Source organism: Labrenzia sp. OB1 (assembly GCF_001624695.1).
Lineage (GTDB): Bacteria > Pseudomonadota > Alphaproteobacteria > Rhizobiales > Stappiaceae > Roseibium.
In genome coordinates, this window is sequence record NZ_JSEP01000014.1 from 15,878 (window position 1) to 37,905 (window position 22,028).

The following is a 22,028-nucleotide window of genomic DNA, read 5'->3' on the forward strand; positions in this document are numbered from 1 at the left end:
CTTTAGGATTTCTGGAACATGGCAAGCATGCGCCTGGTGACAAGGAAACCGCCGAAGATGTTGATCCCGGCCATGAAGACGGAGAGACCCGCCAGCAGGATCACCAGGAAGGACCCGGACCCGATCTGCATCATCGCACCGAGGATGATGATCGACGAAATGGCGTTGGTCACCGCCATGAGCGGTGTGTGCAGCGAATGGCTGACATTCCAGATCACCTGGAAGCCGACGAAGACGGCCAGCACGAAGACGATGAAATGCTGCATGAAGCTGGCAGGGGCGATCAGACCAACGAGCAGCAACAGCAACCCGCCACCGACAAGCAGGGACACCTGCTGTTTTGTCTGTGCCTTGAAGGCGGCGGCCTCCTGGGCGCGCGTCTCCTCCGGTGTCAGTTCCTTCGACTTTTCCTTGGGCTTGGCCGCAATCGCCTGAACTTTCGGCGGCGGCGGCGGGAAGGTGATTTCACCCTGATAGGTGACCGTCGCGCCGCGAATGACGTCGTCTTCCATGTTATGGACGATCTGCCCGTCTTTTTCCGGGGTCAGGTCGCTCAGCATGTGGCGGATGTTGGTAGCGTAGAGGGTGGACGCCTGGGAGGCCATGCGCGAAGGGAAGTCGGTATAGCCGACGATGGTGACACCGTTGGCGGTGACCACCTTCTCGTCGGGCACCGTGCCTTCCGCGTTGCCGCCGCGTTCTGCCGCCAGATCGACGATCACCGAGCCGGGCTTCATGGCTGCGATCATGTCTTCCAGCCAAAGTTTCGGAGCCGGGCGATTCGGGATCAGTGCCGTGGTGATGACGATGTCCATTTCCGGAGCGAGCTCACGGAACTTGGCGAGTTGGGCCTCGCGGAATTCCGGCGAGGAGACGCTGGCATAGCCGCCGGAGGCAGCGCCGTCCTGCTGCTCTTCCTCAAAATCCAGATAGACAAACTCGGCACCCATGGATTCGACCTGCTCGGCCACCTCCGGGCGCACGTCGAAAGCATAGGTCACGGCACCAAGCGACGTGGCGGTGCCGATGGCGGCAAGTCCGGCCACGCCGGCGCCGACGACGAGCACTTTCGCCGGGGGAACCTTGCCGGCGGCGGTAATCTGTCCGGTAAAGAAGCGGCCGAAATTGTTGCCGGCCTCGATCACGGCGCGGTAGCCGGCGATGTTGGCCATGGAGCTGAGTGCGTCCATCTTCTGGGCACGCGAGATCCGCGGCACCATTTCCATGGCGATCACGTTGGCACCCTTGGCCTTCGCGGCTTCCATACCTTCTTCGTTGCCACCAGGATTGAAGAATGAAATCAGCGTCTTACCCTTGGTAAGGTGACGCGTTTCCTTTTCGTCGGGCTGGCGCACCTTGGTGACGATGTCGGATTTCTTCCAGAGGCTTGCAGCGGTCTTGATGACCTCGACGCCGGCGTCTTCATACGCCTTGTCGGAAAAACCGGCTGCGGCTCCCGCGCCGCTCTGGATAAGGCAGCTGTAGCCGAGCTTTTGTAGCTGCTTTGCTGAGTCCGGGGTCATTGCCACGCGGGCCTCTCCGGGGAAGGTTTCCTTTGGTGTGCCGATTTTTAGGGCTTCTGGCATATGTCGCTCCAAGATGGTGACGCAGGCGTGGCCTTTGGACAGGAGGGTCGAACAAATTGCGGACCCCCCACAAGCGCGCTGCGAATATAGAGACGAAAATTCTACCTATGACAAGGTGTGTTGAACGATGTTTCGGACGGTATTTCGAGCCGGATCAGAGAAAGCAGCTTTTTGCCGCAGAATGTTGGCCGGCTCAAATGGAGCATTGCCGTGCGCCTTTGCGTTCACGTCGCCGCCAAATACTCGAAAGGGAGAATGTTTTAGTGTTTTCCGTCCAAGTCGTGCGGAAACCGGGCGGTTTGCTCGCATTCCAATGCTTCGTTTGTGCAAAAAAAAGCGGCTGCCAATGCAAGCAGCCGCCTCTGGTCTCCGGTTATTCGGCCGCGGTGTCGATAGTTGCATCCAGATCCGCAGCATCGTGGCGTTCCGCGACGCCTTCGGACTTGTCTTCGGTCACACGGTTAACCTTGCGGCCGCGCACCACCGCGGGACGTGCGTCGATCTTTTGCGCCCAGGCCAGAAGGTTCCTGTATTCGTGGACCGTCAGGAATTCCCCGGCATTATAGGCACGGCCGAGCACAAGGCCGCCGTACCATGGGAAAATGGCGATATCGGCGATGGTGTACTCGTCACCGGCGATATAGGGGCGTTCGCCCAGTGCCTTGTCGAGGACGTCCATCTGGCGCTTCGCTTCCATGGTGAAGCGGTCGATGGGGTACTGGTACTTTTCCGGTGCATAGGCATAGAAATGGCCGAAGCCGCCGCCGATGTAAGGGGCCGAACCCATCTGCCAGAATAGCCAGTTCATCATTTCCGTGCGGGCCGCGGGATCCGTCGGCAGGAACTCGCCGAATTTTTCTGCCAGATAGAGCAGGATGGAACCGGATTCGAACACGCGGGCAGGCTTGTCGGAGCTGCGGTCGACCAGAGCCGGGATTTTCGAGTTCGGGTTGGCGGCGACAAAACCGCTGGAGAACTGGTCTCCCTCACCAATGTTGATCAGCCATGCGTCATACTCGGCGCCCTTATGGCCGCGTGCCAGAAGCTCCTCGAGCATGATGGTCACCTTGACCCCGTTCGGTGTCCCGAGAGAATAAAGCTGCAGCGGGTGCTTGCCCACCGGCAGGTCCTTATCATGGGTTGCTCCGGAAATCGGCCGGTTGATGCTGGCGAACTGGCCGCCGTTCGGCTGTTCCCAGGTCCAGACCTTGGGCGGGGTGTAGGTTGCGTCACTCATGGGGAAAATGCTCCAGAACCGGATTGACTTGAACGTGCCTGCGCGATTTCACGCAAATAATTCCGCGCGAACCATCGCAATATTACGATCAGATAGTATGGCCGGCCCGATTTGCCTAGGGCGTAAACTCATAAAATTACGCTATCCGGACGATCCTGAGGTCACAATTCCGTATCCTAAAGCCAGCCTTGCTCCCGGTAGTATTTAAGCGCGCCCGGATGAAGATCGGCGGTCAGTCCTTCCTGGATCATCTCCTGCGGCGTGAGCCGGTCGAGCGCCGGATGCAACTTCTTGAAATCTTCCAAATTGTCGAAGACAGCGGCAACGATCGTGTAAACGACCTCTTCGGGCATTCTTGCGGAGGTCACGACGGTCGCTCTGGGGCCCCAGGTGGGCACATCGTCCGGATTGCCCTGATATAGTCCACCTGGAATGACAGCCGCCGAATAGGCCGGGTTCTCGGCAAGCAACTTGTCTATCGCATCGCCGGCAATCGGGACCAGCCTGACATCGCATGTGGAGACTGCTTCCTGGGTGGATGCGTTCGGCAAGCCTGCGACCCAGATACTGGCGTCCAGCTTATCGTTACAAAGGGCAGGGACCTGTTCTGTGGAACTCAGATCGGCAGCCAACGAAAGGTCATCGGAGGAAAGGCCGCTATATTTCAGGAGCAGATCCGCCATGACAAGCGTACCGGACCCGGGATTGCCGATATTGACGTCCTTGCCCTTCAGATCTTCAGGGCTTTTGATGCCGGCCTTGGCGCGGGCCATCAGATGCATCGGTTCCGCATGCAGGGAAAAGAGCGAACGCAACTCGGTGTCGGGCCCTTCGGCGGCGAATGATCCGCTACCCTGCAGGCTCGCTGCCTGAATGTCGGATTGCACGATGGCGAAGTCGAGCGTGTTGTCGCGGATGGCATTTACATTCTGAACGGATCCACCAGTGGCTTCGACCAGACAGCGGGTGCCGTGATCCTTGCGGCCAAGGTTGACAAGGCGGCAAATGGCGCCGCCTGCCGGATAATAGACGCCGGTTACGCCGGCGGTTCCGAACGTCACGAACTGCTGCGCGGACGCAGCGCCGGCAAGGGCGAAAAAAGCGGCCAGAAAGGCACCTGGAAATTTCAGTTTCAATTTCATGCGTTCAGGCTTCCTTGGCATGGGCCCACTACCCGGATTCACATCAGCATATCCGATCAAGGCGCGACAAGCGCTAATATTGATGAGTTTGACTTGCGGACTTGACGTAGCGTGATGAAAAGTCGGCGTTCTGCCTGACACCGGTCTTGTGGCCGGACTTGACCTTGATGGTGCGGCGTTCCAAAGATCAGGCTGGCAATTGGGGAGCAAATCAGTGATTCCGTTCGACGTCCTGACTGTTTTTTTTGCTGCTGCCGTTGCGTTGGGTGTTGCTCCGGGGCCGGACAATATTTTCGTTCTGACCCAGTCGGCGCTTTATGGCCGTTTTGCTGGTTTGATCGTCACGCTGGGTCTTTGTACCGGTCTGATCGTACATACAATTGCAGTCGCGCTCGGGGTTGCGGCCATCTTTCAGACCTCCGAACTTGCATTCACGATGCTGAAATTCGCCGGGGCAGGCTATTTGCTTTACCTTGCGTTTCAGGCCTTCCGGGCCGGAAAAACAGAAATTTCCGGTGGCAACGGTCCCGTCTTGCCGGCATGGACGCTCTACCGCCGCGGGATCGTGATGAATGTGAGCAACCCGAAGGTCGCGATATTCTTCCTGGCCTTCCTGCCGCAATTCGCCGACCCGGCGCGCGGGTCCGTTCCCTTGCAGGTCCTCATCTTCGGCGCGTTCTTTATTGTGGCCACGATTCTTGTGTTCGGTGGCGTCGCGTTGGGGGGAGGAATGCTTGGCGCGTTCCTGAAGCGATCTCCGAAAGCGCAGGTCCGGCTCAACCGGCTTGCAGGCCTGGTTTTTGTCGGCCTGGCGCTCCGGCTGGCTGTTGCCGAGCGCTGAGCGGGCGGCACGCAACGAGAAGCCCCTGCCGCGAGAACGGCAGGGGCCGGATGCGCATGTTGTCGGGCCGAACGGGCCCTATATCGCCTGCAGCGTATAGACCGAAAAGAGAGTGTCCGTGTCACTGTCCTGATTAAGGACCCGCCAACCGCCCTTGTTGACGATCGAGGCGAAAGCCTCTTCGCCGTATTTGTGCGAATTCTCCGTATGGATGGTTTCGCCTTCGGTGAAGGAGATACTTTCGCCGCTCACCGTAACCGTCTGACTTCGGAGGCTTTCCAGGTGCATCTCGATGCGGCTTTCACCGGCGTTCCAGACTGCCCGATGCGCGAAGGCCGCAAGGTCGAAACTTGCCTCCAGCTCGCGATTGATACGCTGCAGCAGGTTCCGGTTGAATGCCGCGGTGACGCCTGCCGGATCGTCATAAGCCTCGACCAGGACCGCCGTGTCCTTTGGCCTGTCGACCCCGATGATCATGGTAGCCTGCGGCATGGCGTTGCGGATATTGCCCAGGAGTTCGGCGGCTTCCGAGCGTTCGAAATTGCCGATGGTCGATCCGGGAAAGAACACCAGAACCGGCAGCTCCGGCAGAAGCGGCAGCTTGCCAAGCGGTTGGGTGAAGTCCGCTGCGACCGGAATGACGGCGAGCGAGGGATAGGCACGCCGCACCCGTTCGGCGGCGCCCTGCAGATGGTTGGCTGAAATATCGACCGGCATATAGACCGAAAGGTCTTCAAAGGCTCCGAGCAACAGGTCGGTCTTGCGGCTCGAGCCGCTGCCAAGTTCCACCATTGCGCCGCTGGCGCCGGGCAGGTGCCGGTATTTCCGGGCGTTGTCCGCCAGGATCGCCAGTTCGGTGCGGGTCGGATAATAGGCATCCAGTTCGGTGATGGCCTCGAACAGATGCGACCCGACATCGTCGTAAAGCCATTTGCTGCTGACCGCCTTGCGAGGCGCTTTCAGACCGGCAAGGATCTCGGATCTGAAGGTGGAATTGGTAATGCCTGCGGGGACGTGTTTGGTCATTGGTCTGCTGCCAGTCTCAGGCCGAGCATCTGCCAGCGCTGGTGGGGATAGAAGAAGGTGCGGTAGGAGGAGCGCATCTGCTGCCTTGGTGTGGCACAGGAGCCGCCGCGCAGCACCATCTGGTTCACCATGAACTTGCCGTTGTATTCGCCGATTGCGCCTTCAGGGAGCTTGAAACCCGGGTAGGGGGAAAAGGCGCTGCTGGTCCATTGCCAGACGTCGCCCCAAAGGCCGGACTTGCGTCCGATCGGCGCGAAATGACCGTCTTCCAGGAAATTGCCGTCGATATCCGTCGGCTCGGCCGCCGCTTCCCATTCCGCTTCCGTCGGCAGGCGGGCACCGGCCCAGCGGGCGAAGGCATCGGCCTCGTAATAGCTGACATGAACCACCGGGGCCGAGTGGTCGACGGGGCGGGGGCCCTGCAAGGTGTAGGTCCACCAGGCTCCCTCCTGACGCCACCAGTAGAGTGGCGAGTCCCAGCCGTTCTTCTCGCGAACCGCCCAGCCTTCCATGAGCCAGAGCGTCTGGTTGTCGTAACCGCCGTCTTCCATGAAGGCGATCCAAGCGCCGTTGGTGACGGGACGGTCCGAGAGCCGGTAGGGTTCGAGCCATACCTTGTGACGCGGGCCCTCGCAGTCATAGGCGAACCCCTCGCCATCATGGCCGATCTCAAGCAATCCGCCGTCATAAACCGTCCAGCCGCTCTCCTGTACCGCCCTGACAAGGGTGTGCTTGGGCTCGATATAGGCGGGAAGGAGCGGGTTATAGGAAAAGGCGTTGAGAAGATCGGTCACCAGCAGCTCCTGATGCTGCATTTCGTGATGACAGCCAAGTGTCATCAGCGCATCCAGCTGCTCCGGAGCCAGCGTGAAAGCGTCTCCGGCAAGACCTTCGCGCAGGGCGTCCTCGATATGGGATCGGTAGCTGAGAACATCGGCGACGGTCGGCCGAGACAACAGTCCCCGCCGGGAACGGGTATGCCGGGGCCCGGCCTGCACATAGTAGGAATTGAACAGCACCGCGAAGCGGTCGTCCTTCGGCCGGTAGCCGGGAAGCGCGGGCTTCAGGATGAATTCTTCGAAGAACCAGGTCGTATGCGCCAGATGCCACTTTGGAGGGCTGGCATCCTCCATCGACTGCAGGCCCATGTCTTCGGAGTTCAGAGGGGCGACCAGAGCAAGGGATTGTGCTCTGACCGTTTCGAATAGATCCGAAACCGCGAAAGCCGGTAACGGTTCTGCCCGTTCGTCCAGATTAGTCATTTGCATTCCTCCACGCGGAACCCGGCAAAATGCCTCCGGCCGGTTCTGTGAGCGCCACCAGACGGTTTGAAAGTAAGAGCGCTTCCGTCATTTCCAATGTCGAAATTTGCAACCGTGCGGCGCATGAATGCACTGCACGGGCGCCGGAAGCTGACCTGTTGAAAAAATGAAACAATGTTCTGAGTAATACCATTTATGCCTCTCAAGCAAAGAATAGTCCACAAAACCTTGGTTTCAGGGAACTATTTTTAACTTTTCCAACGCGGGACGTTCCCGCTCGATGTCCGGGAAAATAGAAAACCAATCCTGACAAGGGGTGTCAGGATTGGTTGCAGCCCCCCTTCACATTGACGTGAGACGCCCGGCGAGCCGGAATTGCCACCTGTGGAAAGGCTTTGTCAGGAAAGCCTGCTTGTGGGGACTATCCCGAGATATCGAATTGACGAATTAGGATGATTGTCCTAATAAGCTATTAGGACAATCATCCTAATAGACGCAACATGCTGCTCGGGCGGCGGTTCAATAGCAGGGAAAAACGCAATGGCAGCGAGGGCCACCCGGCAGCAGATCGTCGATGCGGCGGATGACCTGTTTTACACCCGGGGCTTCGCGGCGACGTCCTTCGCGGATATCGCGGCGGCGGTCAGCATATCGCGCGGAAACTTCTATTATCATTTCAAAACCAAGGACGAGATCCTCGATGCGGTCATTGAAAAGCGCCTTGCCGACCGTGAAAGACTGCTTGCACGCTGGAATGAAACCGCCACCGATCCTGCCCGCCGTATCGAATGTTTCATCAGGATCGTCATCGCAAACCAGACGAAAATCATGGCTCATGGCTGCCCGGTCGGAACGCTTGTGACGGAACTGACCAAGCTCGGGCATGCGTCTACGGACAACGCCAACCGGATCATGACACTCTTCCGGGACTGGCTCACGCGGCAGTTCGAGGACCTCGGCTGCGGCACTGCCGCTCTGGAAAACGCATTGCATGTGCTGAGCTGGAGCCAGGGTGTCGCGACCGTTGCCCAGGCTATCGGAGATGACGCCTTCGTCCGGCGCGAGGTCGACCGGATCCTGCAGTGGCTTGAGGCCGTCCGGCAAAACGCGACAAGGCCCCACTGACGTACGCGGGTGCTCGTCCGACAAGACCAACAACCCAGTTGAAAGGAAAACCGATGTTCGTCGTAACGCTGAAATTCTCGGAAAACAAAGCCGGCGCAGGGGACCTGATGGAAAGCCACAAGGCCTGGATCCAGCGAGGTTTCGATGAAGGGATATTTCTGATGGTCGGCAGTCTGCAGCCGAACATGGGAGGCGGAATTTTCGCCCATAATGTCACACGCGAAGATCTGGAAGCCTTTGTTCGCCAGGATCCGTTCGTGACCGGCAACGTGGTTGCCCCGGACATCCTGGAGATCACGCCGGCCCGGCTGGACGAGCGGCTCGACTTTCTGGCGGCCTGACAGATTGCTTGTGATCCTCGATGATGATCATTTGCCTTCCTGCCCTTTTTGATGTCACAGATTGTGCAAGAAATAACAGGTGACAAAGAGCTGAGTCCGGCTGCGGCAGCTCAATCCGAGGAAGTTCAATGCCCGACATCAGAGGATCCATGCCTGCACTGGTAACGCCCTTCAGGGACGGCAAGGTGGATTTCGCGGCCCTTGAGCGGCTCGTCGAATGGCATGTGGCTGAGGGCAGTCACGGTATCGTTGCCGTGGGCACCACCGGCGAAAGCCCGACTGTCTCAAAAGACGAGCACAAGGACCTCATCAGACGGGTCGTGGAATTGGTGAACGGCCGCGTGCCTGTTATCGCGGGCACGGGCTCCAACGCCACCGCTCAAACTCTCGACATGCTCCAGGCCGCGGAAGCCGCCGGTGCCGATGCCGCGCTCATCGTTACCCCCTATTACAACAAACCCAACCAGGCGGGACTGCTCAGCCATTACCGGGTCCTGCACGACAACAGCATGCTGCCGATCATCCTCTACAATATCCCCGGCCGCTGCGTGATCGACATCCTGCCCGGGACCATGGCCGAGATGGCCCGCTGGCCCAGGATCATTGGCGTCAAGGACGCCACCGGCAGCATGGAACGGGTCAGCAAGCAACGTGCACTTTGCGGTCCGGACTTCCTGCAGTTCAGCGCGGAAGACGCCGCTGCGCTCGGTTTCAACGCTCATGGCGGGCAGGGGTGTATCTCGGTCACCGCCAATGTCGCGCCGCGCCTGTGCGCCGAATTCCAGGAGGCTTCCCTCGCCGAGAACCTGCAGCTTGCACGCGACTATCAGGATCGTCTCTTGCCGCTTCATTCGGCGATGTTCCCGGAACCGCCGGCGGCCTGTGTGAAATACGCGCTCTCGCGCCTTGGCCTTTGTCAGGAAGATGTCCGCCTGCCGCTCACCCCGGTGACCGGCGAGACGAGGCAGGCCATCGACCAGGCCATGGAGACCGCCGGGCTGATCTGAGGGGTCGATAGAGCTGAGTGTATCTATCTGTGGTGAAGCAGCGAACTGCTGAAACGGCCGCCCGAAAGCGGAGAGAACCGGCGAACTCCCCAAATCGTGGATAACAGGGGAGGGCTTGGCGACCTGGCTGCCGCCGCGACGATGCGCTTTGCCGCCGGCGACTGCTTCAACGCACTATGTCCTAGCTGCGGCGCGGCCTGAAACCCGCAGACGGCCGACAAATTTTGCGGTCGTTCCAGCCCTGTTCTGAACTGCTGACGTTCCCTTTGAAATTCGGTCTTTACCCTGACACTAGCGGCAACCCGCTAGAGCACATTCACGTGTGTTAATCAGGAAAGCGAACCGGAATGAGTGAACAGACGAACTGGCAGGGCAAGGTCGCCATAGTAACGGGTGGCAGCTCCGGTATCGGAGAAGCCACGGCTTTGGCATTGACCGAGCGCGGAGCCAATGTGGTCATCACGGGACGTGATGAGGCCAGGCTTGCCGGCGTTGCCGGCAGAAGCGCGGCAATCGAGGCTGTGCGAGCCGACAGCGCCGACCCGGCCGGCAGCAGGCGCATCGTTGAGGCGGCGATGGTCCGCTGGGGCAGACTGGACCTGATCGTCAACAATGCCGGGGCGGGCAAACCGCTCGCCATCGACGCCTATGATGCCGGGACGATCGCCGACATCTGTGCGGTCAACATCGTTGCCCCGTCGCTTCTCCTGAAGGAGGCGCAGGCGGCCTTGAAGGAGACGAAGGGCGCTGTCATCAACATTGGAACAGCGGTGTCTCAAAACGCGGCGCCGGGTCTGGCTCACTACGCGGCCACCAAGGCGGCGCTTGAGCATTTGACCCGATCCTGGGCCATTGAGCTTGCCCAAGACGGTATCCGGGTAAATGCCATCTCTCCCGGCCCCGTCAAGAGTGGCGCCCTGACGGGCATGATGGGGCTTCCAGCCGAAATCGCGCAATCCGTAGAGGAGGCCGAGGCGGCACAGATCCCGTTGGGACGGCGCGGAGTGACCTCCGATCTTGTGCCCTGGATACTCAGGCTCGGCAGTTCGGCCAATGAGTGGCTCACCGCCCAGGTGATCACCATTGACGGCGGATGGTCTCTGCGGAGCTAGGCCTTTCTGGCCTTAGGGCCTTCCCTCGAACACTGAGGGAAGGCTGGAGCCTTTGCTGCGACGGTATCGGTTGCGAACGCAGTCTTGAAAAGGAGGGTTGACCCTGACACTAGTGTCAGGGTGCTAGAGCCGCTTGGAAAGGAGCCGATATGCAGATCAAGGAAGCAGCCGAACGGCTTGGAATCACGGAACGCATGCTGCGCCACTACGAAAAGTCGGGCCTCATGGAAGCCGGCCGCTCGCAGAACGGCTATCGCAGCTATGGCACCGCCGACCTGCGCCGTGCAGGGCGAATCCGTGACCTCATCGACACGGGCTTTTCAACGCGCGAGATCCGGGCAATGGCGGCCTGCCTCTCCGACGAGGGGGCCGGGCCATGCGAAGGTGGCATTGCGCAACTGATAACAAAGCTCGAGCAGATCGATCGGCTCAGAGCCGGTCTCGACGAAAAACGGCAAGCCGTGCTCGACCGCCTCGCCACGCTGGAAGAAGCTCTTGCCACCCGGGCTGAAGAAAACGGCGCGCACCCTGTCGGGTCCGGTGATGCCGTTTCCGACCATGCTTCCAGCCCGGACGCAGGACGTCCTGCCGGAACCGGCATTGCGGACTATCCGGCCTGATACTGCGGAGTTGACGCCAGGAATGTGCCGTAGGCTGGGGCGTTCGGATAGGAGAACTGCTCGGCCAGCGGATTGCCGCGCTTCTTCCTTGTCGCACCCATGTCATTCAGCAGTTCATCGAAATGCTTGAAATGGAACGGTGCGGAACACAGCCCGCCATATACCTTGGCGGCAGGGCGTTCCTTGCGCTTCCAGTTCAGCATCATGTCGATATTCTCGTTCATCTCAGCTGCCGACGGCTGGTTCGCCAGCTTCCCGTCGGCATAGCGCACCAGCCAGTTGGCGATCATTTCCGCGGACAGGACGGTGCAGAAGCTTGAGTTGAAGCCGACAAAACCCATGTCGGGAAGGTCGGGGTTCACCGACAGGCGGTAGACCCGGTACTGGCCGTCTTCCTCGATCAGCTTGTCCTGATATTTCTGGGGAAGATAGGGAACGCCGAGTTTCCAGCCGACCGCCAGAATGGCGAGGTCGCACGGGACGGTTTCGCCGGTACTCAATCTGAGGCCGTCTTCTTCATAACTGTCAAAGGTGCCAAGCACCGGTTTGATCGTTCCCTCATCGAGACATTTGATCAGGCCCGGGGTCACGATGGGAACGGAGCAGGACACTTCCTTTTCGATAGGCGTGTCGGGCACCATGTTGTGCTTCTTCAGCTTGAGCTGGATTTTCAGCAGCGTTTCCAGCCCGCGGAAGTTCGCCCAGATCAACGGCTTGAAAACGGTGCTGGCAAGCTTCTGGAAGGGCGTCTTGTCCCATTGGTTGAACTGCCGTTCCTGTGCCCGGATGTAAAGCAGCCGTTTGAAATTGATCCCGCCAACGAAATACGGCACACGCCACACGTTTCCCAGATAGACCAGACGTACGGATCTCGCGCCGTTATTGGCGGCATTGACCGCAATGTCGGTCGCCGATTTGGAGCCGCCCAGAACAACTATGTCCTTGCCGGCGCATATGCCCGGATCGGTGTATTCCGACGAATGCAGGACCGAGCCTCCGTGCGCGACGAACGCTTCCTGACCCGGGTGCGTGATGATGTTCTTGTCGGAAAACTGGCCGGTGCAAATGGAGACGAAATCGAAATCCTCCGTCCATTCGTGGCCGCCGGCCTCGATCGTCAGCGTCCAGCCCGGGCGACCGTCCGTTCGCCGGTCCATTGTCCTGACATTGGTGTTCAAACGGAACAGGCGCGCGAGCTTGTGTTTGTGCGCGTAGGAATGCAGATACGCGTGCACCTGCGGTCCCTTGGGCCATTCCGGGTAATCGGCCGGCATCGGATGATCGGTGTAGCAGTAAAGATCCTTCGGCGATTGGGTCTGCACATCGGGATAGGACCGCGACAGCTCCCAGACACCTCCAAAGTCGTGGCTGCGTTCGAAACCGACAACCCGGTGTCCTTTTTCGTCGAAAGCCTTTGCCGCGGCAAGACCGCTCACGCCGCCGCCGATGACGGCAACCTTTTTTCGATCTGTCATCTCTGTGCCCCCGGCTCAGGCCGCATCCGGCGGCGGCAGGAAGTCGACTTCGTGCATGGCCGACAGTCTGACCAGTTCGGCAGGATCCGTAACCCCATCAAGTTGGATGAACAGGTCGAACAATTTGCGTGCGGGGGCCACGCCGAAGACGCAGGTTGCCTCCTTGCCGGAGCGATTGAAAATACCGTGTGCCTCGCCCATCGGCATGCGCACCGTATCGCCCGGCCCCGCCTTGTGAACGTCGCCCAGGAACTCGACTTCCAGGTTCCCTTCAAGCATGAAGATCCATTCGTCCTGTGTCGGGTGGATGTGCGGGGGAACAAATGTGTCGGCCGGCAGGGTCGCGTGCCAGACAAAGGCGTTGGTGCTCAGCAATTTTGGCACATAAGTCTGACCGACGACATTCCATGACAGATTTTCAATCCCGGCCGCGGCCGGCGTTATTCCCTTTTCCATTGAACGGTCCTCGCGTTTGCTCTTCGTCTTCCAGACTGCGCGAGGAGGTGTTGTTCGATTGTCCAGAAAACGAACAAATTTGCTTTATGCTTGAAATAAAGCCGTCGATGATCCAGTTTTCATTGCGGAGGTGACCTGGATGTATTCGAGACATGCCGAATTTCTGACGAGCCATCCGCTATTGCGGACAAGCGACCTCGACGAAGCAAGGCATGTGGTCACCGAAAAATTCTGCGCCCACAAACTGATGATGTCCAGAGGACATGACAGCCTGGCCGTAACTCACAACCACGTCTCTGGCGTGAATGTTTCGGTGAATTACCTGCACTATGGCGCGGATGTTCAGATCGACCCGGGGATGCTGGAAGGCTTTTATCTGCTGCAAGTGCCTCTGAGCGGCAGCGCATTCGTACGCCATCGCGGCGACGAAATCGAGGCGAGTGCGACCACGGCCACACTGCTCAATCCGGACCGCGAAACGCAGATGTCATGGCACGGCGACTGCCGCAAACTGCTGCTGCAAATCGACCGGACCTACTTGAACGCGGTCGCGGAGGATCTGCTGGGGGCACCACCCGCGGGTCCCATTCGCTTTGACCCTGCCGTCGACCTGACCAGAGGATCGGGCCGCCTGATCCGGGATATGGTGGTCAGGACGGCCGAACTGGCGGAAAAAGCCGCTTTGTTCAGTGGCCGCGACCGCGCTCAGGACCTCTGGGCGGAGACGGATCTCGTGTCGGTCCTGCTCAACCATCATGCAAGCAATATATCGCATATGCTGGCAGCGGCTGATCATGGCGCATTGCCATCGGGCATCCGCCGCGCACTGGCCTATATTCAGGCCAATCTTTCAGAACCAGTCCGCATCGCGGATATCGCCCGGAACGCCGACATGAACGTAAGAACGCTCCAGAAGGGGTTCCAGCGTGCTTTCGGTCTAAGCCCCATGCAGGTCTTGCGGAATACCCGGCTGGACGCGGCCCGCTATCAGCTGTCGGTGCGCCGCGATCCACCTTCGGTTACGGATGTGGCGTTCACCAATGGATTTTCCCACCTGGGCCGCTTCTCACGGGATTACAAGAACAGGTTCGGTCACCTGCCAAGTCAGGTCCACTAATATCATCCGCAGTTGATAGGAACCCATTTGACCGCATTTGGAGGGTGTTCGGCAAGGAGCGCGTTGCAGGGCGATGTGGATCATCGGCCAAGACGCGCGACGCGGCAGAACACCCTCCAAACGCGGCCTTCGGTGGCTTGGTCCGGCTCGCCGAACAGCTTTGCGCTGCTTGAACGGTCAACCAGACCGTCCTGCGCAGCCCGCCTCGTCGGCCAATTGGGACAATGCCATCAAATGGGTTCCTATCAACTGTGGATGGTATAAAGCCCACCGGATAGGGAGCGTGTCTCATGAATCTGGATCCATCCGATGGCGATGGACGGTTCAGTCGGAACGCTGCGCGCACAGTGCTGCAGTTTCAACAAGAGATCTCTTGTATTTCACGCAAATCAAGTTCGCCTTGGAGTGTGACACGGGGAATGGGTTTGAAGCCCGGTCACCTTCAGGCAATCCTGTACCTTGCAATGCAAGGTAGCTTGTATTAAGTCTTAGTGATGAAAGACGGCGTGGCAAGTTCCGACTCTATCCAGGTGCAGCTCAAGAAGGGAGCGCTGGAATTGTGTGTGCTGGCCATGCTGTCGCGCAAGGAAAGCTATGCCTACGAGATATCAAGCGCCTTGGCAGAGGCCGTCGGAATCGGAGAGAGCACGATCTATCCGCTCATGCGCCGCATGCAAAAGGAAGGCCTGGTGAAGTCTCGCCTGGTCGAGTCAAGCAACGGTCCGTCTCGCAAATACTACACGCTCACTCACGCAGGGCGACAGAGGCTGGAACAGCAGACCCGGGATTGGAGAGCCTTCATGACGTCCGTAAACCATATTCTGGGAGACAGTCGGTGACCCGAGAGCAGTTCCTGAAAGAACTTCGCGGCGCTTTGGCGGGTGTCCCTGCACCTGACATTGAAGACATTGTAGCGGACTATCAGTCCTATTTCGCGGAAGCCCTGTCGGCAGGCCGGAACATCGATGAAGTTGTTGCAGCCCATGGCGATCCTCGGCGACTGGCGCGGGAACTGCGGGCGGAACTGGGCCTGCGCCAATGGGAGGACCGTCGCAGCCCCGGGACATTCTGGAATGCAATGCTTGCGCTGGCCGGTCTGGCCGCGATTGATCTCATCATTTTGATACCCGCTCTGCTCGTTCTCGGGTTCCTGGTCCTGATCCTGTTTTTCGTTTTGTCGCTGTTCGGGGTGATCGGCTTGGGAACGCTTCTGGACCTTATATCGGCCAGCCAGGATCCGGCTGAGGGGTCTTGGACCTATCTTCTGTTCCGCAGCATCGGATTTCTCGCGGCTTCGATCGGCGGAGTCGTTTTGCTGATCTTTGGCCTCCGCTGGGGAATGGCCCGGCTGACGCGCTACGCGCGGCTTCACTACCGGCTGGCAAGGCCTGGGAGCGCGGGTATACGGCCTGCGAGCAGGTAAAACTCAGACGACTTTCCGGGAGACTGACCCAAATGAAGCGCCACGCTGTTGCCTGCATTTCAGCTTCGCTGATGATCGTCACTATCGGGATGGTCTATCTTGTTGTGACCGGCGAGAACGGGTTCTCACGCCCGAAGCCGCAGGCCTATTCGATCGAAGTCACCCGGCTCGACCCGACAGAAACCCGAAATCTCGGATGGAACCCGGATGGGTTGGACGAAGTATTCCGCCATATAGCCACGCTCAGCACGGATTCGCTGATGATCGTCACGGATGGGCAGGTTGTCGGTGCGTTTGGGGATCTCTCGAAACCCTACAAGGTCCATTCCATACGAAAATCGCTTCTGAGCACCCTGATCGCCCGGCAAATGGCTTCGGATGCAAACCAGCTGCGTCTTGATGCGACGTTTGAGGAACTGGGCATTGATGACGCCCCTTTGCCGCTGACGGAGTTACAGCGCCAGGCAACCCTGCGTCATTTGCTGCGAAGCGTTTCTGGCATCAATCACCCGGCAGCCGCATCGGGCAGTTTGCAGGCGGAAATCGACAGGCGTCTGGGTCATAATGAGAACCAGCCGGGCACTGTCTGGGCTTACAACAACTGGGACTATAACGCCCTGACGACTGTTTTTGAGCGCGAAACAGGCACAGAGATTGCCGAGGCTTTCGATATAGGGATCGCGCAACCTGCGGGGATGGAAGACTTCGTGCGATCTGCCGTGTCGTATATCTCCGATGCCAGCCGGTCAGAACACAGGGCCGCGATGTTCTCCATGTCCGCACGCGACCTTGCTCGGATTGGAGAGCTCTTTATCAACCACGGACGTGCCGGCGGACGACGTGTTCTTGCGGAAAACTGGACAAGGCTCATAACAGAGGACTTCACCGAGACAGGCATCGGCGGGTTGAGATGGGGCCACGGATATCTGTGGTGGATTCCCGGCCCGGAGACCGGCCTGCCCGAGGGAACATTCTGGGCATGGGGTCTGGGAAATCAGGCGCTCATGGTTATCCCGCAGTGGAACACGGTGGTCGTCCACCAATCGGACACCACGGAGTTCTGGAAGCGGTTTGTGCCGCTGGTTCGCGATGAGGAAATGACCGGAGAAGCCGCCATAGAACAACTCATTCTGTCATGCCGCGAAACGGCTGCCCGTGAAACCGAATATTGCATGGAGCATCGTTTCATCACGCGGCGCGAGTTCGATCAGCTCATATCGCTGATCGTTGCCGCACGACAACAGCGCGGTTGAAGCCCTAGTATAAACTCGCTTGACCGGATGTTTGGTGCATCGGCCGAGACCTGCGACGCGGTGGATCAGTCTCCACACGCGGTCAAGTCAGGTTCTGTCAATTGCGTTTGGCTGACCCCTTGCAAAACCGCTACGATCTGCTGGTCCCGATAGGCTTGTTCCAGCTATTCGGCCCGCGCCCGGTTCCGTCAGCTTTTCAAGATTTATCGCCGCCTTGCGTGCCCTTTCATCCCGTGCTGGTCGTGTCTTGCCGCTACTGCACCCGTGGAAACAGTGTCTCGATCTCGCCCAGTTCACTGTCGCCCTGAAGCTTGTCGAGTTCCGGCGTCCAGGGGAGAGGGGGCTCCGGCGCATTCAGCATTTTCAAGGCCTTGCCTGCCGAGCCCGGGATGATCTGCAACAGCGCCTCCATGACGATGCGCAGGCAGTCGAGGGTCACGTAGATCACGGTCTGGCAGCGTTCCCTTGTGTCCTCGTTCTTGATGAGGTCCCACGGCGCCTGTTCTGCAAAATAGTTGTTCATCTCGTCGGATACGGTGATGATCGCTTGCGCCCGCGCCGGAATGTCGGCGAGGTTCATCCAGGCGCTCATGCCCCTGGTTGCCTCGACAACCGACTTGCGGATAGCCTCGTCCTGGGCGTTCAGCGGACCGGGGGCGGGCAAGGTGCCGTCGAAGCGCGCCTTGGAAAATTTCGCTGCGCGCGACAGGAGGTTGCCCACCTTGTTGCCCAGCTCGCTGTTGTAGGTCTGGGTGATCAGATCGACGGAAATCTGACTGTCGCTGTCGGCGCGCATGTGGCGGGCCAGGTACCAGCGCAGCGCGTCGACTCCGAGCTTGTCGATCACTTCGATAGGATCGACGACATTGCCGATGGACTTCGACATTTTCACGCCGCCGGCGCCGACCCAGTGGCTGTGCACGGACAGTTTCTTCGGCAGCGGCAGGCCCGCGGCCATCAGCATGATCGGCCAGTAGACACCGTGCGGCTTCAGGATATCCTTGCCGATCAGGTGCTCACACTCCGCCCACCAGTCCTCGTAACCGTCTTCCGGCCAACCGATGTTGGTCAGGTAGTTGGCAAGGGCGTCGAACCAGACATAGGTCACGAAGTCCGGGTCGAAAGGCAGATCGACCCCGAGCGTCACGCGGGCCTTCGGCCGCGAGATGCACAGGTCTTCCAGCGGTTCTGACAGCATCTGCTTCAGCTCATTGCGGAAGGCTTCCGGCTGAACGAATTCCGGATTGTCGGCAATATGCTGCAGCAGCCGTTCGCGGTACGGCTCCATCTTCAGGAAGTAGTTGGTCTCGTCCGTCTGCTCCACCTTCATGGTCGGGTGCAGCGGACACTGGCCGTCGTCGGTCAGGTCGGACTCTTTCTTGAACTCTTCGCAGCCCTTGCAGTAGGTGCCGGTATACTGCTTCTTGACGATCAGGCCCTTGTCGAAGATCGCCTGTTCCATGCCGGCGACGGCTGTCTTGTGACCCTCCCGGCTGGTGCGCACGAAATAGTCGTAGGCAACGCCGAGACGGTCGAACACGTCGCGGAATTCCTTGCCGCGCATCTCCAGGTAATCGGTCACCGACATGTCGAGTTCGGCGGCCGCTTCCTGGTTCTTCTGGCCGTGTTCGTCAACACCGGTGGACAGCATCAGCTCGTATCCCAGCGCCACGCGGTTGCGTTTCAGGATATCGGCCATGACGGAAGTAAAAGCATGACCGATATGCGGAGAACCGTTGACGTAGTAGATCGGGGTCGTGATGTAGCTTTTCATCAAGGCGCTTTCGAATTTCCGGGCTGATGCGGGCGGATCGCCGAAGAGCGTCTCCGCAATTTTGCTGGGACGGTCCCATCAGTGAAGGTAAAGCTATATTTCACACTCATGAGGTCAAGAAAAGCCCCGGCTTTGCTTTCCAGTCTCCAAAGTGCGAGATCCGGCAAGAAACTCAAGGGGCTGACCGGTGTCTTAAGGGCAGGAAGGGCTGCCTGTACCCTCCGGCGACAACAGGGCCTGCTTGCCGGGCGGGTCTACCCGATCAGCCAGATACCGCCGAGGACGAACAGCGCCAGGAAAACTGTCTGGGTAACCAGCATCCAGATCGCGGGGCCGCCAACCTCCAGAAGCTTGGGGATCGATGTCTTCATGCCGACCGCGGCGATGGCCGCCAGCAGCGCCCAGCGGGACACCTGACCGGCTATCTCCTTGACGACCTCCGGAATCAGGTTGAAGGAATTGAGGGCCGCCAGCACCAGAAAGGCGATCACGAAGCCCGGCATCAGCGGCGGGCGGGCCGCTCCCGGACCGCTGCTGCTGCGCAGGATGAGCGCGGCGACAAGCACGATAGGCGCCAGCAGAGTAACGCGGATCAGCTTGACCAGCGTGGACAGATCGCCGGTTTCCTCGGAAATCGAGAAACCGGCGCCGACCACCTGGGCGACATCGTGGATCGTGCCGCCCAGGAACACGCCCGTTTCGTCCATGGAAAGGCCGAGCGCACCGGTCAGGATCGGATAGAAGATCATGGCCAGCGTCGACAGCACCGTTACCGTGATCACGGTGAAGGCAAGGTCTCGTTCCGCATGTTCGCGTTTCGGCAGGATCGATCCGATCGCCATCGCCGCGGAAGCGCCGCAGATGGCAACCGCGCCGCCGGAGAGGAACGAAAACAGCCTGTCCTTGCCGAACAGTCCACCGATGAGCAACGAAAAGCCGATCGTGACCAGAACGCCGCAGATGACCAGCAGCAAAAAGGGCAGGCCGAGAGCCTGAACCATGTCGACACTTATACGCACACCAAGCAGGGCGACGCCGATCCTGAGCAGGGTGCGTGCGGAAAAGGCGATGCCTTCGGCGGTCCGTTGTTCCTCCGACAGGAAATTGAGCGGCATGCCGAGCAGGATTGCCATCAGCATGGCTGGGGCACCGTAGTGTTCATTCAGGAACTGGGCCGCAATCGCGACCAGCCCCGCGATCACCAGGCCCGGGAACAACTGGTTTGCCCGGTCTTTCAATGGCTCAACCATTGTTTTCCTTCTTCTTTGTTACTTGTCGACCGGAAGGCCGCTGGGGACAGTGGCGGGAACGCCGAAAGGCGGGGAGGCGACAGAGGCGGTTCCTGTGAGCGCCTTGAGGAACGCCACGAGGTCGGTAATATCCGTGTCCGCCAACGCGACGGGAGTAATATCACGGAAACGGGCCTGGCGCGCCATCTCTCGGGTGTCATGCCAGACCACGAAATCGATTGGGGCAAGCCAGGGAGCGTCGGGAAGTGCGGCAGTTTCCGGCGTCCATGCCTGCAGCATTCCATCCGGATCCAAATGATGGCGGACAATGTCTTCCAGCGTGGCATAGGCCCCGTTGTGTCCGTAGGGTGCGGTAAGTTCGACATTGCGCAGTATCGGGGTGCGGAACCTGTAGGCATCTTCCAGCCGGTCGGTTTCCCCCATCGCGCCGACATCGCGCACCATCGGATCGAAGCGGCGTGTGCGGCCTGGACCGAAGGGTGGCAGACCGAGGGCATGGAATTTCTGGTCGCTGAGGAGCTTGCCGGAGTGGCAGTTCGAGCAACCGGCCTTTCCGTAGAAAAGCTCTGCTCCGCGCCTCTGGCTGCTGTCCAGTGCGGTTGTGTCTCCTGCCAGGAACCGGTCAAACGGACTGTCGAAGCTTTGCCATTCGAGTGCCTGGAATGCGGCGAGGGCATTGGAGATTTCCACGATCGTCACGTCTTCAGGCGCATCGATATGGTCGAAGGCTGCAACGAACATCTGCCCGTATTCCGGGATTATCCGCACGCGCTTGGCAAGGATCGGCCAGGCGGCATCGATCCGGTCGTGGATCGCGCCTGCGATCTCGTTTTCTCTCGGGTTGCCGGCCATTTCGAACTGGGCGATGAGAGGGAAAACCGCCTGGGCGGCGAGCAGGGAATTGAACCCCTTGGGCAGCAATTCCTCGGCGGGCGAGTTGAAGCCGTTTTCATAGGTCTCGGCGATCGACAGGCGGCCGTCGTGGAACAGTGTGTGAAGGTCCTTCGCCCCGAGATTCCATAGCCCCGGCGCATTACGGGGGATCCGCTTGCGGATCCGGTTTTCTCCCAGACCGGCTGTGCGTTCAAGCCCGAGACCCTCGCCACCTTCACCGATTCCCAGAGACAGGCGGTCGCCCGTGCCGAGTGTGGGGTGATGGCAGGTCGCGCAGGCGATATTCCTGTTGCCGGACAGGATCTTGTCGTAAAAGAGAAGCTGTCCGAGTGCGGCCTGCCTGCGGTCGAAGGCGATGAAATCGTCAGGGCCAAGCGGCGCGGGAAACTCCGCCGCCAGGGCAGGAGCGGCAAGAAGAAAGATCAGGGGGACAGACAGGATCGAATGACTGGAAAGCTTATATTTGCCCTTGTGGGCCTCGCCTTGCTGAGCGCGCCGGCCTTTGCCGAAATCGAGGAAGCGCGCGACCTGATGGAGGCCAATCGCTATGAAGAAGCGATGCAGGAACTCTGGCCGGCGGCGCGATCCGGCAACGCTGACGCGGAGGAACTGATCGGCGTGATGTATGCCATGGGCCTGGGCGTCGAGCGCGACGACCAGCGGGCGTTCGAATGGTATCTCAGAAGTGCCATGAAAGGCCACCCGGGCGCCCAGTCCGGGGTCGGCTGGTACTATGAGGTCGGACGCGGGATGCCGGCGCCGGATCTGGTTCGTGCCTACATGTGGTACACGCTCTCCGCCATCGGAGGGGACCCCGATGCGGCGATCTCTCTGGAAGAGGTGGTCAAGAAGATGACCGGGGACGAGATTGAAAAAGCGCATGTTCTTGTCGGCGACTACAAGGTCTGGATGTATCCGTTCCGATGAAGTGTTCTGATCGGCTCAGGGCTCGGTTGGCGGAGCGCTGGGCGGATGAGAGCTCTCGAATTCCTGTCTTTGCTCCCTGCTACCAGGGAATGCAGGGTCGGGCCCTGCAAGGAGGACAAGGAAAAGTGCGTGCCACGCCCCGCAGGGCGTGACACGCGTG

The 22,028-nt window shown here is 59.6% G+C and carries 21 protein-coding genes; 11 read left to right on the top strand and 10 right to left on the bottom strand.

Annotated elements, in window-relative coordinates; genetic code table 11:
• Positions 1-2: 2 nt before the first annotated feature.
• The 3 genes from OA90_RS17855 to OA90_RS17865 form a co-directional block, all read right to left on the bottom strand.
• A complete protein-coding gene (locus OA90_RS17855; protein WP_068415049.1) occupies positions 3-1,586 on the bottom strand; it encodes a Re/Si-specific NAD(P)(+) transhydrogenase subunit alpha in 1,584 nt (527 codons plus the stop codon).
• A gap of 373 nt (positions 1,587-1,959) precedes the next feature.
• Positions 1,960-2,823, bottom strand: coding sequence for a glutathione-dependent disulfide-bond oxidoreductase (gene yghU, locus OA90_RS17860; RefSeq protein WP_068415052.1), 864 nt, complete (start codon positions 2,821-2,823; stop codon positions 1,960-1,962).
• 176 nt (positions 2,824-2,999) lie between these two features.
• Positions 3,000-3,965 carry a TAXI family TRAP transporter solute-binding subunit gene (locus OA90_RS17865; RefSeq protein ID WP_068415055.1) on the bottom strand — a complete coding sequence of 322 codons (966 nt, stop codon included), beginning with the start codon at positions 3,963-3,965 and terminating at the stop codon, positions 3,000-3,002.
• A gap of 214 nt (positions 3,966-4,179) precedes the next feature.
• Between OA90_RS17865 and OA90_RS17870 the strand changes: the two genes are divergently transcribed.
• Complete coding sequence (locus OA90_RS17870; RefSeq protein WP_068415386.1) at positions 4,180-4,806, top strand: LysE family translocator; 627 nt, start codon at positions 4,180-4,182, stop codon at positions 4,804-4,806.
• A gap of 78 nt (positions 4,807-4,884) precedes the next feature.
• Here the strand turns inward: OA90_RS17870 and egtD are convergent, their stop codons facing one another.
• Positions 4,885-5,832, bottom strand: coding sequence for an L-histidine N(alpha)-methyltransferase (egtD, locus tag OA90_RS17875; RefSeq protein ID WP_068415058.1), 948 nt, complete (start codon positions 5,830-5,832; stop codon positions 4,885-4,887).
• The gene (gene egtB / locus OA90_RS17880) at positions 5,829-7,094 is read right to left on the bottom strand and encodes an ergothioneine biosynthesis protein EgtB (RefSeq protein WP_199823757.1); all 1,266 of its coding nucleotides are present in this window, start codon (positions 7,092-7,094) and stop codon (positions 5,829-5,831) included. Before egtB ends, egtD begins: the two co-directional genes overlap by 4 nt.
• Before the next feature lie 540 nt (positions 7,095-7,634).
• Here egtB and OA90_RS17885 point away from each other — a divergent pair.
• The 5 genes from OA90_RS17885 to OA90_RS17905 all read left to right on the top strand — a co-directional run bounded on the left by OA90_RS17885 (position 7,635) and on the right by OA90_RS17905 (position 11,299).
• On the top strand, positions 7,635-8,219 hold the full coding sequence (locus OA90_RS17885) for a TetR family transcriptional regulator (protein ID WP_068415077.1): 585 nt from the start codon (positions 7,635-7,637) through the stop codon (positions 8,217-8,219).
• A gap of 53 nt (positions 8,220-8,272) precedes the next feature.
• Positions 8,273-8,560 carry a hypothetical protein gene (locus OA90_RS17890; RefSeq protein ID WP_068415079.1) on the top strand — a complete coding sequence of 96 codons (288 nt, stop codon included), beginning with the start codon at positions 8,273-8,275 and terminating at the stop codon, positions 8,558-8,560.
• Positions 8,561-8,688: 128 nt separating this feature from the next.
• Positions 8,689-9,567 (top strand): 4-hydroxy-tetrahydrodipicolinate synthase, encoded by an 879-nt coding sequence (gene dapA, locus OA90_RS17895; protein WP_068415083.1) that lies wholly within the window; start codon positions 8,689-8,691, stop codon positions 9,565-9,567.
• Between the two features lie 347 nt (positions 9,568-9,914).
• Entirely contained in the window at positions 9,915-10,679 is a 765-nt protein-coding gene (locus OA90_RS17900; protein WP_068415091.1) for an SDR family oxidoreductase, read from the top strand.
• Between the two features lie 149 nt (positions 10,680-10,828).
• Positions 10,829-11,299, top strand: coding sequence for a MerR family transcriptional regulator (locus OA90_RS17905; RefSeq protein WP_082837127.1), 471 nt, complete (start codon positions 10,829-10,831; stop codon positions 11,297-11,299).
• Here the strand turns inward: OA90_RS17905 and OA90_RS17910 are convergent.
• Positions 11,287-12,774: an NAD(P)/FAD-dependent oxidoreductase gene (locus OA90_RS17910; protein WP_068415094.1), complete on the bottom strand. Its 1,488-nt coding sequence runs from the start codon at positions 12,772-12,774 to the stop codon at positions 11,287-11,289. The genes OA90_RS17905 and OA90_RS17910 overlap by 13 nt on opposite strands.
• Before the next feature lie 15 nt (positions 12,775-12,789).
• Positions 12,790-13,230 carry a cupin domain-containing protein gene (locus tag OA90_RS17915; protein WP_068415096.1) on the bottom strand — a complete coding sequence of 147 codons (441 nt, stop codon included), beginning with the start codon at positions 13,228-13,230 and terminating at the stop codon, positions 12,790-12,792.
• A 139-nt stretch (positions 13,231-13,369) separates the two neighbouring features.
• Here OA90_RS17915 and OA90_RS17920 point away from each other — a divergent pair, with 139 nt between their 5' ends.
• The 4 genes from OA90_RS17920 (at position 13,370) to OA90_RS17935 (ending at position 17,023) form a co-directional block, all read left to right on the top strand.
• Positions 13,370-14,347 carry an AraC family transcriptional regulator gene (locus tag OA90_RS17920; protein WP_068415098.1) on the top strand — a complete coding sequence of 326 codons (978 nt, stop codon included), beginning with the start codon at positions 13,370-13,372 and terminating at the stop codon, positions 14,345-14,347.
• 572 nt (positions 14,348-14,919) lie between these two features.
• Entirely contained in the window at positions 14,920-15,186 is a 267-nt protein-coding gene (locus tag OA90_RS29055) for a PadR family transcriptional regulator (RefSeq protein WP_244274667.1), read from the top strand.
• Complete coding sequence (locus OA90_RS17930; protein WP_068415101.1) at positions 15,183-15,770, top strand: DUF1700 domain-containing protein; 588 nt, start codon at positions 15,183-15,185, stop codon at positions 15,768-15,770. Before OA90_RS29055 ends, OA90_RS17930 begins: the two co-directional genes overlap by 4 nt.
• Before the next feature lie 32 nt (positions 15,771-15,802).
• Complete coding sequence (locus tag OA90_RS17935; protein WP_068415104.1) at positions 15,803-17,023, top strand: serine hydrolase; 1,221 nt, start codon at positions 15,803-15,805, stop codon at positions 17,021-17,023.
• Between the two features lie 253 nt (positions 17,024-17,276).
• On the opposite strand, the gene metG is transcribed toward OA90_RS17935, so the two are convergent.
• From metG to OA90_RS17950, 3 genes are all read right to left on the bottom strand, one after another.
• On the bottom strand, positions 17,277-18,797 hold the full coding sequence (gene metG, locus OA90_RS17940) for a methionine--tRNA ligase (RefSeq protein ID WP_068415106.1): 1,521 nt from the start codon (positions 18,795-18,797) through the stop codon (positions 17,277-17,279).
• Between the two features lie 254 nt (positions 18,798-19,051).
• Positions 19,052-20,047, bottom strand: coding sequence for a YeiH family protein (locus OA90_RS17945; RefSeq protein ID WP_068415109.1), 996 nt, complete (start codon positions 20,045-20,047; stop codon positions 19,052-19,054).
• Positions 20,048-20,065: 18 nt separating this feature from the next.
• Complete coding sequence (locus OA90_RS17950) at positions 20,066-21,568, bottom strand: cytochrome c peroxidase (RefSeq protein ID WP_244274668.1); 1,503 nt, start codon at positions 21,566-21,568, stop codon at positions 20,066-20,068.
• Positions 21,569-21,631: 63 nt separating this feature from the next.
• On the opposite strand from OA90_RS17950, the gene OA90_RS29570 reads away from it, so the two are divergent.
• Positions 21,632-21,868 carry a hypothetical protein gene (locus OA90_RS29570; protein WP_244274669.1) on the top strand — a complete coding sequence of 79 codons (237 nt, stop codon included), beginning with the start codon at positions 21,632-21,634 and terminating at the stop codon, positions 21,866-21,868.
• The last annotated feature ends 160 nt before the right edge of the window (positions 21,869-22,028 follow it).